Annotated in this window: 4 protein-coding genes; all 4 read right to left on the reverse strand. The window is 51.1% G+C overall.

Translation table 11 applies throughout. From position 1 onward, the window contains the following. Positions 1–31: 31 nt before the first annotated feature. Positions 32–292 (reverse strand): DUF1294 domain-containing protein, encoded by a 261-nt coding sequence (locus tag BUB85_RS15380; protein WP_073112098.1) that lies wholly within the window; start codon positions 290–292, stop codon positions 32–34. Next, positions 292–3,936 carry a helicase-exonuclease AddAB subunit AddA gene (addA, locus tag BUB85_RS15385; protein WP_073112100.1) on the reverse strand — a complete coding sequence of 1,215 codons (3,645 nt, stop codon included), beginning with the start codon at positions 3,934–3,936 and terminating at the stop codon, positions 292–294. Before addA ends, BUB85_RS15380 begins: the two co-directional genes overlap by 1 nt. After that, complete coding sequence (gene addB / locus BUB85_RS15390) at positions 3,927–7,322, reverse strand: helicase-exonuclease AddAB subunit AddB (RefSeq protein ID WP_073112102.1); 3,396 nt, start codon at positions 7,320–7,322, stop codon at positions 3,927–3,929. The genes addA and addB overlap by 10 nt, the downstream gene beginning before the upstream one ends. 124 nt (positions 7,323–7,446) lie before the next feature. Beyond that, positions 7,447–8,275, reverse strand: an 829-nt coding sequence (locus tag BUB85_RS15395) for an Rpn family recombination-promoting nuclease/putative transposase (protein ID WP_143160752.1), incomplete at its 5' end; no start/stop codon positions are given.

Genomic DNA, 8,275 nt, shown 5'->3' on the forward strand with positions numbered 1-8,275 from the left:
AATGCAGTCCGCGCGGATATTCACATCACTTCTACCGGTACCACAGCAGGAATCCTGCCAGCTGAACCAGAAATATCGCCGGAACACCGATTACAAATTTCATGTGTTTCGTCTTATGGTGGAACACATGCATGCCAAGCCATGCCCCGACACTTCCTCCGATGGCCGCCAGCAGAATCAACTTAGCCTCAGATATGCGCCACGCTCCCCTGCGGGCCCGTGCCTTGTCATCCCCGTAGACGACAAATGCAATTACATTTATTATAAGTAGATAGACCAGTATATATTCCATCAAGACAGTTCAATCTCCTCTCCCAGGGTAAATGAATAGATTACTTTTTGCTTCACTGGTTTTCCGGTGAGCTGCATCAGTGCCTTTGCGTAGTATTCCAATTGCGCATGATATTTTTCCGCCAGTTCCCGGGCACCTGTGGCCTTGTCGGTCTTGTAATCCAGCACCACCAGTCCGTCTGCCTCCTCGAAACAGACATCGATAATTCCCTGTACCAGAATCGTCTCGCCGCTGGCAGTGTCCGGGTAGACCTCCCTGGCATCCACGCCCAGCACAAATGGCTGCTCTTTTTTCAGCAGATTCTTTCGGGCCGCCGCCTGCATGCGCTGTCCTGCTCCGGTCTGTAAAAATCCCAAAATGTCCGTTCTCCGGATACAGGACGCCATGTCCTGTGACATCTTTTTCTGCGTCGTAAATGTCTCGATGGCGGCCTCCAGTGCCGGCTCATCGTAATCTATCGCAAAGTCCAGAAGTTCCAGCAGACGGTGGTATGCTGTACCGCGGGATGCCCCGGTCAGCTCCTCTTCCTCCTGCAGGAAACGTGGAAGATACGGAATCACCTCCGGCTCCTCCAGCAGAATCTCCCCTGCTTCCTCTTCCAGATAGGCTCGTTTCTTCAGCTCTGAGACCGTGAATTTTAACTTCAGCTGATTTTCCTCACTGTGCGGATACACGTAGGAAAACTGCTCTGCGATCTGTTCCTTCGCGTGCTCCTCATAGACCTGTTCCGTGTCCCAGTTCAGAAGTACTTCTTTTGCCATGGCTCCGGTGACTTCCTCCACCGTGTCTGCAACCGCAAGCTCCTCCCAGCCGATCACCCGCATCCCCATAGGAATCTCCGGTTTCATGCGAACCAGCGCTGGAAGTACCCACGCGAAATATGTGTCTGCTTTTGACAAATCTGTGAAGGACAATTCCCACTGTGCCCGGCCTGCCACCGGTGCATATTTTTTCAGGGTATCCTCCGCATTTTTCACAGAGCCCACCATGATCAGCTTTTCTTTCGCTCTGGTCAGTGCCACGTAAAGAATCCGGAGCTCCTCGCCGGAGTTCTCCAGATCTACTTCCTTCTGAATCATCTTTTTGAGGATTGTAGGACTCTTGGTGCGCTTCGTGAGATCGATGTCATCCACACCCACACCCCATTCCGGGTGAATCACAATGCTGCCCTTGCTGTCCTGTTTATTAAAACGTTTTCCCATCCCCGCCACGAAGACAATGGGAAATTCCAGCCCCTTGCTCTTGTGGATACTCATCAGACGAACGGTATCCATCTGCTCATCGGCGATACTCGCCTCACCGTAATCCACATCGTATTTGCGCAGCTGCTCAATATAGCGCACGAAATTAAACAGCCCCTTGTAGCTGGTTCCCTCGAAGGCGACCGCTTTTTCCACCAGCATGTCAATGTTTGCCCTGCGCTGCTCTCCTCCCGGCATGGCAGCTACATAATCTCCGTACCCGGTCTCCTCGATGATCTGCCACAGCAGTTCATGGATTCCATGATAAGGAATGCGCTCTCTGAAATTAATTAGTTTCTCTTGAAACTTTTTCAGCTCTGCAACTAAACTTTTGTCAAAAACAGTTCCCTCTCTTGCAGCCTCGGCATTTTCTTCGCTGTAGTACCGAACTGCCCGGTGAAACCTGGATTCTGGATATGCCGATCTGATCTGTGCAAGCTCTGCCGCCGTCAGCCCCACCAGTGGGGAGGTCAGCACGGCCGTCAGTGGAAGATCCTGCTGCACATTGTCCAGAACCCGCAGATAATCCAGGAGCACCGCCACCTCATAGGTCTCAAAATAGCCTTCTTTTTTCCCGGCGTAGGTCGGAATCCCCTCCTCGTTCAAGATCCTTGCAAAGGTGTCCGTCCAGCCCCGGATACTCCTGGTCAGGATCACCATATCGCGGTAGTGTACCGGAACATACTCCCCTGTCTCTTTGTCCAGCACCCTGTTGGTGGTCCTAAGTTCTTTGATCCGCCTCGCCACCGCCCGCGCCTCCAGCTCTCTCGCAGTATCCGTGATCTGGTTTTCATCGGCCTCGGAATCCTCCGGTATCTCCAGATTGGTATCCACCAGGATCACCTCCGTCTTGTTCATGGATTCCCCCTGTGCATCGCACTGCGGCTCATAGGACGCACCGACGTGCAGCGCCGCCTGGTCATCGTAGGTAATCCCGCCCAGCTTTTTCGTCATGATCTGCTCAAAGATAAAGTTGACGCTGTCTATAACCTCAGCCCTGCTTCGAAAGTTCATGTGCAGGTCAATGCGCTGCTTTTCCCCATCCTCTCTGGAGTAGGTGTCAAATTTTTCCATGAACAGCTCCGGTCTGGACAGACGAAACCGGTAGATGCTCTGCTTCACATCTCCCACCATGAAAATGTTGTATTTTTCCTTTCGTACCGTGGAAACGCTGGTCAGGATTGCCTCCTGAATGTAGTTACTGTCCTGGTACTCATCGATCATGATCTCGTCGAACTGCTGCTGGTATTCTCCCGCCACGACGGACGGCACGCGCTCCCCGTTCTCCCTCGTGGTGAGGATCTGCAGTGCAAAGTGTTCCATATCACCGAAATCGATCACATTTTTGCTGCTCTTTCTCCCTGCAAAGCTTTTCGCAAACTGGATCACCAGTCCCGTGAGCTCCTGCATCGGTCCAAGACAGGACTCAAGCTCCTGCTGCAGTTCCTCTGCCGGCTCGTAGAAAAACTGTTTTTTCAGTTCTCCCACCCGGTCCTTCACGCCCTGGCGCAGTGCCTTGACGTAATCCCGCTTCTCCACCGAGACACTGAGATCTTTTTTAGCGGAAAGGCGCATCCACTTGATCTCATACAGCGCGGTGTACATCCTGGCAAAGTCCCTGGCCTGTGCCGCATGGTGCACCTGATCCAGATCGGATGCAAGCATCTCCTCGTACATGTACGGGCCATCCGGGCTCTTGCTAAGTTCCAGCGCCTCACGGATCATCTCCAGCCCGTCCTCCAGATATGCACCTGCGAGGCTGACCACCCGCGCCATGGCTGCATTTTCCTGTCCCTCCCGCGGCTCATAGGCACTGCAGCACCCGGCAAGCCACTCGTCCGGATCCGGATAGCTGCGGGAATACTCGTAGAGTTTTAAGATCAGCTCCTCTATTTTTTTGTCATCACGTCCTGTGGAAAAGCGCTCTGCAAATTCCAGAAACGACTCCTCTCCCAGCTCATACTTTTCTTCCAGAAGTTCTTCCAGTACATCCTGTCTGAGCAGCGTCAGTTCTCCCTCCTCCGCGATGCGAAAACCGGGATCCAGATCGATCACATGAAAATGTTCCCGGATCACAGACAGACAAAAGCTGTGAATTGTGGTCACCATGGCCGTGTGGATCATGGTTGCCTGACGCTGCAGGTGCTCATCCTCCGGATGCTCATCCAGCGCTTTTTCTATGGCCGCACGGATCCGCTCTTTCATCTCCGCGGCCGCCGCCTCCGTGAAAGTCACGACCAGAAGACGGTCTACATCCATGGGATGCGCTTTGTCCATGACTCTCTGAATGATGCGCTCGACCAGCACGGCCGTCTTTCCGGATCCGGCTGCCGCCGACACTAAGATGTTCCGATCCCGCAGGTCGATAACCTGCTGTTGTTGTGGTGTCCAGTTTACTCCCATGATATCCCCTCTTTCATCTTCTGCAGAACTTCCTGTTTATCATACTGTGCCAGTCTTCGTCTGTCGCACCCGCGGATCCGCTCATCAAATCCACAGATGTCGTGATAGCGGCAGAAGCTGCACCCGTTTTTGTCACCCAACTCATAAGGTTCGGCCTGCACATTACCGCCGGTGATATCGTCTTTGATCTCCGCGACTTTCTTCTGCACATAGCCGGACATCAGCAAAAAGTCCGCATTGTCCAGCACCTTTGAGGACCGGGACAGGCTCTCGTCCTTGTTCCGTCCGATGGGCATCACAAGCGATGCTCCCGCGAGGTGGCGCTCCAGATGCTCCAGGTTGTCTCTGTCTGCATTGACCATGCCGTCCAGACGGAGTTCCTTCAATATACTTTCCTCCAGCTTATCATCCGGCACTTTTGCCACAATGGGATCCTTCATCTGATAATAGAAGACTCCCGCCGGAATGATGGTCTTGTCCGGATGCTTCTTCGCCTGGTCTTCCATGGCTGCATTCATATAGACCATCAGCTGTAGCTGCAGCCCGTGGTAGACGGCCGTGATATCGAAGGATTTGGAGCCGGTCTTGTAGTCCATGACCTTCACATACAGCTTATCCTCCTCCGTACAAGTGTCGATCCGGTCGATCTTGCCGCTCCCGAAATTCATCTCAAATTCGCTGGGAAGGAAATCTCCGCACTGAAGCTGTCTCGTCAGTGCCCAGACGGTACGGTGCATCATCCGCTTGATGCGGGTGATCATATACTCGTTGCGTGCACTGCTGTAGAGTACGGTATTGCCGTAGTCCGTGATACTTGACTCCACACAGGCATCCATCAGTTCCCGTCCTTTTTCCTCCTCCAGTGTTCTCCAGTCGACGCCCTCGCGCTCTATCTCCACGGCAAACCGCTCCATGGCACTATGGGCAATATTTCCCAAATCCATCGCCTCAAACCGGTACTCTTCCCGCTCTTTCAGGCGCAGGCCATAGTATAAGAAATGTGCGTAAGCGCAGGCTGTGAACTGCTCCATTCTGGTGACGCTCAGCCGGGCGAGATCCCCGTACATCGAAGCCGCCAGTTCCTTTGAGAGCCGGTCTTTCTCCCTGTGGTAAAAACTGGCCTCCACCAGACGCTCTATTTTTTTCCGCCACTGCGGATTGTTTTCATACCATGTATAGAGTTCCTTCCACGCATCGCCCAGAACGGTGCTGTAATTTCGAAGACCTTCTATTATATATGTGATTCCTGTATCCGGGGTCCATTCCCGCTTAGCGAATCCAGTTTTCTCCTCATCCTTGATCCGCAGCTGCGGGTAAAGATGCTGCAGATCCTGCACCAGGTAGGAGGCACGGAGTGTCTTACCGTCCGCGGACACCTTGCTCAGCGTCAGATACAGATGTTCCGTCGGCTTCGTCAGGTTCAGATAAAGATAAAATTTCTGGATATACGTCTTTTCCTTCACTCCCGGCGAGAGTGTGATCTTCTCCTCGCTCAGATGCTCTCTGTCCCGCTCCGAGAGAATCCCTCCCTGCCCCAGACTCCCTGGGAGAAGCGTATCATTTGCGCCGACCAGAAACAGAGCTTTGATGTCCTTTAATCTGGTACGCTCCATGTCACCGATCACCACCTGATCCAGACTGGGAGGAATCACACCGACCTTGGCCTCCTCAAAACCGGCGTCGATCAGTTCGCAGTATTCCTTCAGCGTGATCTTCTCATCGCCCAGAAGTTCCACGAATTTATCGAACAGGTCCACCACGATCCGGTAAATCTGCGCATACTCTTTCGCAAGTGCCAGCTCTCCCTCTTCCTGAAATTTTTCTTCCACACGCCGGAGTTTTTCCTGCATCTGTTCGGCCACAACAAATTCATAGAGTGCAAGGGTCACATCCTTCACAGTTTTGGAACGCTGTTTTAAGACAAACACAAGGGGCGCCAGCTTTTCCACAAGCTGCACCCGCATATGATTCACCCGTTCCAGCATGTCAGCATCCATATCCCGGCTTCTTCGCACCCAGGCTTCCTGCCATTTTTTATAGCCCCGGACTCCCAATGCAACACAGTAATTTTCCAATTCATCGATATCGTCCGATCGGAATTCAACAAAATCAGTTCTTAAGAAACGAAAAACACTCTCATAAGTGAAGTTTTGCTCTACCATATCCAGAAGACTCCGGATGTACTCTACAAATGCGTTGAGGAGGACACTGCGTTTGTGATCCATAAAAATGGGGATTTCATATCTACTACAGCATTTTTCCAGATAATCTGCGTATATTCCCATGTCACTGGTGATCACCGCTATATCGCTGTAACGATAGCCCTTTGTTCGTACCAGACTGCGGATCTGCCTTGCCGCGAAATCAGCTTCTTCCTGGGGATTTCGGGTGCAGTGGATCTCGATGTTCTGAAGCGTGGGGGAATCCTGTTCTTCCACAGTCGTCTCATTCCCCGACATTTTCTCTTTCGTCAGCTCGTACTTCTTTGTACTATAACGAAACAGATTCTCCTCAAGAAACCGCAATTCTGGATTATCTTTATAGCGAGACTCCGCATTATCGTAAAGAGTCACCGGTTCTTCTATCAGGACTCCCCGCTCTCTGGCCACCTCCATCAGACTGGTGGCCATCTGCTTGCTCAGCGCGAAGAGCTGGTAGGGATGATTATATACATATGGATTCTCCCGGCGATCCATTTCCACCGTGATGATCACCTTGTCACAGACCTGCAGCAATTCTCCGATCAAACGGTTTTGTACCGGCGTGAATCCGGTGAATCCATCCAGTGCGACCACTGCATTTTTCAGAATGGAGGAGGACTTTACCACGCCCGCCAGCACATCCAGCAATTCCTCTTTTGTGATATATTTGTCTTCCAGATAATGGTAAAATCCCTCATACACAGTGCGGATGTCGCGCAGCTTGTATGCGAGATAGCTATCCTCGCCCAATTCTTCCAGCAGGCGGTCCATCTCCTCCAGACCGATATCGTACTGCGTGAACTCTGAAATCACCGACTTCACCTCGCTGATATAGCCCTGTTTTTTCAGATTCCCTTTCAGGACTTCCAGATTGTCTTCGTAGTCTCCGGCAATTTTTCTGAGAATCAGATTCTTCCCCTCGTCATCCAGCACCGGAACCTGGTCTCCTCCCACCTCCTCGAAGATGCGGTGTGCCAGACGCCCAAAGCTTAACACATCAATATTCATGATTCCTTTGTTGGGATGCTTTAAAACAAGGTCCTTCTGTGTCTGCATGGTAAACTGCTCGGGCACGAGGACCAAAAAATTCGTATTCGGATATTCGATGGATTGATCGACAATTTTCTTATATAAATAGTAGGATTTTCCCGAGCCGGAATGCCCGAAAATGAATTGTAATGACATGATGTATCCTCCCCTTGCTGCTTTGTCTGCTATCTGTATAATCAAAAAAGCCAACGGTACTGCCCCTTAAGTAAAACAGACTTTCACTTTCCGGCGACAGCCCCGTTGTCTTTTTTATCTAACTTCACATTTTTTCAGTAAACTGCTCTATGGTGTCAGCTTTTGCCGCCAGCTTCAGCCACTTTGTCAAAATTGCCATATTTGTCTGTGACAGAATCTTCTCTCTTAAGTTCTCTGAAACTGAGCCACAGTCCGCTAAAAGCTCGAGTATGCTCTCCGCTTTTCCTTCTGCTTTTCCTTCTGCTTTTCCCTCTGCTCGTCCTTCTTTTCGCCCTTGATTTTTCAGCATTTCTTCTCTCTCAAATATCTTCATATACTCCAGTGACACCTCCTCATCATGCTTCACTTGCTCCACCATCTGATGGACTGCTTTTAATTCCTCTGTGACTGCATTCTGCTCTGTTGTGTGTTCCATATAACGCATCAATTGGATGAGTTCTTCCGGCGGTTGTCCTTCCCCCCGGGTGTAGAGAAATATGCTCATGGCGCCGTCATCATATGGCAGAGACGGTACTTCCACGCATCCACTCTTGATCGTGTAGACCATGCGACCAAGGCCAAACGGATCATACGACGTAATCATGATAATAATCACGTTTTTCAGTGCGTGATAGCTTTCTCCCGATTTCAAGCTTCTGCCGTCAATTTTTGCATGATAGAACCTTACCCGTTTCGGCAGTGCTGCCACAGATAATATGTCATCATTTTGGTCCGGCTCAACATCATAGATTGTTGCATTTAAAGCTGAATTGTGGAGAGACTCCCGCTCTTCCTTTTTCTCCATCGGCAGATTGTCGCTGTTCAGCTCGTCCAAGTCCCCCTCTTCCAGGTAAACATCAAGCCTCGCTCCATGCTTATCTGTGTCGCTTCCATAATATACCTTTTGCGGCACA

Origin of the sequence: Hespellia stercorisuis DSM 15480, assembly GCF_900142165.1 — a bacterium.
Classification (GTDB): Bacteria; Bacillota; Clostridia; order Lachnospirales; family Lachnospiraceae; genus Hespellia; species Hespellia stercorisuis.